General features: G+C 53.7%; 4 protein-coding genes. 3 read left to right on the top strand and 1 reads right to left on the bottom strand.

From position 1 onward, the window contains the following. Positions 1-429: 429 nt before the first annotated feature. The 3 genes from BGK49_RS12690 (at position 430) to BGK49_RS12680 (ending at position 2,004) form a co-directional block, all read left to right on the top strand. Positions 430-999 carry an inovirus Gp2 family protein gene (locus BGK49_RS12690; protein WP_000221546.1) on the top strand — a complete coding sequence of 190 codons (570 nt, stop codon included), beginning with the start codon at positions 430-432 and terminating at the stop codon, positions 997-999. 166 nt (positions 1,000-1,165) lie between these two features. Further along, positions 1,166-1,549, top strand: coding sequence for a putative zinc ribbon protein (locus tag BGK49_RS12685; RefSeq protein WP_000270997.1), 384 nt, complete (start codon positions 1,166-1,168; stop codon positions 1,547-1,549). Next, the gene (locus BGK49_RS12680; RefSeq protein WP_001013309.1) at positions 1,546-2,004 is read left to right on the top strand and encodes a putative zinc ribbon protein; all 459 of its coding nucleotides are present in this window, start codon (positions 1,546-1,548) and stop codon (positions 2,002-2,004) included. The genes BGK49_RS12685 and BGK49_RS12680 overlap by 4 nt, the downstream gene beginning before the upstream one ends. 2 nt (positions 2,005-2,006) lie before the next feature. Here BGK49_RS12680 and BGK49_RS12675 read toward each other — a convergent pair. Continuing rightward, positions 2,007-2,346: integrase core domain-containing protein (locus BGK49_RS12675; protein ID WP_032232706.1), on the bottom strand; the 340-nt coding region annotated here is incomplete at its 5' end.

The following is a 2,346-nucleotide window of genomic DNA, read 5'->3' as shown; positions in this document are numbered from 1 at the left end:
ACAAAATAAATCAACCGTTATCAAACCACGAGCGTTCGTATGCGCCGCCGATGACGCGCGCCTGAAAAACGCGTCAATATGAGTTCCCCGGAAGCTTACCAGTAAACAGAGCAGACGATCGGTCTTCCGATAATAACCGAAGGGGTCGACAGCGCCACAATACGGGCAACATACTGTATTATGAGTAATTGCGTTACCACAGTCCCTGCACTTCTTTTTGCGTATCACGATCGCTCCCTCTCCACGCCTTATCCGTAACCGGTTTTTTACATTAAAAAAACAACGCCGGGAATTCAATCGTCAGTCCGGAGACGACCGTTCGGGTTATCACAGAGTGCCTGAGACAGTGTCCTGCCGGAGGTCACTTCAGGGACTCTGCGTATTTTTTACGACGTGGCTATTCCGTATGAACCATACGGAGATTTAACCATGACCTACAAATACAACCCCTTCTGGCAGCAACGTATTCGTGAGACGGTGCGGCACGCACTGAATGTTCATCCCCGCCTGACGGCATTGCGGGTTGACCTGCGTCTCCCGGATGTACCGGCAGCAACGGACGCAGCTGTGATATCCCGCTTCATCAATGCCCTGAAAGCCCGAATCGACGCTTACCAGAAACGTAAGCATCGGGAAGGTAAACGCGTGCATCCCACAACCCTGCATTACGTCTGGGCCCGGGAGTTTGGGGAGTGCAAAGGTAAAAAACACTATCACCTGATGCTGCTGGTCAACCGGGATACCTGGTGTCGTGCCGGCGATTACCGCGCTCCGGGATCACTGGCCGGGATGATTAAACAGGCGTGGTGCAGTGCCCTGGGAGTGGATACCGGAGATCATACCACGCTGGCGCATTTTCCGGTCAGGCCGGCGGTGTGGCTGGAACGCGATGATGACACCGGCTTTCAGCAGGTGCTGGAGCGTGCTGACTATCTGGCGAAGGAGAGTACCAAAGCTTACGGCACCGGTGAGCGCAACTTTGGCTGCAGTCGTGGCTGAGCCCGACAGACGACTTATCTGACCTTAGTGTGATGACGTGTTCACAGCGACCACACTGATTTTCCCTTCTGAGACTGAACTGAAAACCGCCATTCACACCTGACCACGCTGCCAGTACCGGGACGGCTGTTGCCTGCGTGTCGTCTGGCGCAGAGGAACATATACTATGTACGCAAAATCTTTTCTCGCACTTGATGGCAACGGACGTCTGATCGGTGCCCGTACCGCACAGACTGCTCCTTATGCCCACTACACCTGCCACCTTTGCGGCAGTGCACTCAGATACCACCCGCAATACGACACCGAACGGCTCTGGTTTGAACACACTGACGACGGGCTGACGGAGCACGCGCAGCAATGTCCTTATGTCAGGCCGGAACGCAGAGAAATACGGTTGATTAAACGTCTGCAGCAATTCGTCCCGGATGCCTTACCCGTGGTGCGTAAAGCCAGCTGGCACTGCAGACAATGTCACCACGATTATTATGGGGAGCGGTACTGCACACACTGCCAGACCGGGCGCTTCAGTGAGGAGGGGGTAGCAGAATGAACGGTATAAAAACGGGGCTGGGGATCACGCCGGGTGAGCACATTATCAGTGCCGACTCTGCGCTCAGCAGAAATATCCGGCATTGTTTCTGCCTTTCCTGTCATGGCCGGTTAATTCTGCAGACAGATGCTCAGGGGGCATGGTTTGAGCACGATTTACATGCCCTGAGCGAGCAACAGAAGGCGGACTGTGTGGTGCTGAATCCGGAAAAGTCCCACCCTTACATTGAGGATATGGCGATGTTTTTATCACCATTACCGGTCGTGCTGGAGTGGCATTGTGTGATGTGTGAGCAGTTTTTTCATGGGAAGAAGTTCTGTGAGGCCTGTGCTACGGGGATTTATTGCAGAGCGGTATGTACGAAGTCTGTTTACAGCTACCAGCCAGACTTGTTTGAGGACTGCGGAGGTGCGAGTGAACCGCCCCGGGTTTCCTGGAGAGTGTTTTATCTGTGAACTCAGGCTGCCAGATCATCGTTTCCGATGGAAGCATAATAAGCTTTTTCTGCTTCTGCCGGAGGAGTATGGCCCAGCCTTTCCAGCAATCGTCGATTGTTATACCAGTCCACCCACGTGAGTGTGGCCAGTTCCACTTCTGCACGGTTTTTCCAGCTCTTACGGTGTATTACCTCCGCTTTGTAAAGACCATTGATGCTCTCCGCCATCGCGTTGTCATACGAGTCGCCTGTACTTCCTGTTGATGCCAGTAATCCGGCTTCCTTAAGCCGCTGTGTGTAGGCCAGCGATACATACTGAGAACCTTTATCACTGTGATGGACCGTGCCGGACGGTCGACGG

Source organism: Shigella sp. FC1544 (assembly GCF_001722145.1).
In the GTDB taxonomy this organism is placed as follows: Bacteria; Pseudomonadota; Gammaproteobacteria; order Enterobacterales; family Enterobacteriaceae; genus Escherichia; species Escherichia coli.
Note: the sequence above shows the minus strand (reverse complement) of the source record. Positions and strands in the feature narration are given on the sequence as shown.

Excerpts from the sequence above, each read along its gene's own strand:
- BGK49_RS12690 (WP_000221546.1), top strand. The coding sequence starts at position 430 with ATGACCTACAAATACAACCCCTTCTGGCAGCAACGTATTCGTGAGACG.
- BGK49_RS12685 (WP_000270997.1), top strand. The coding sequence starts at position 1,166 with ATGTACGCAAAATCTTTTCTCGCACTTGATGGCAACGGACGTCTGATC.
- BGK49_RS12680 (WP_001013309.1), top strand. The coding sequence starts at position 1,546 with ATGAACGGTATAAAAACGGGGCTGGGGATCACGCCGGGTGAGCACATT.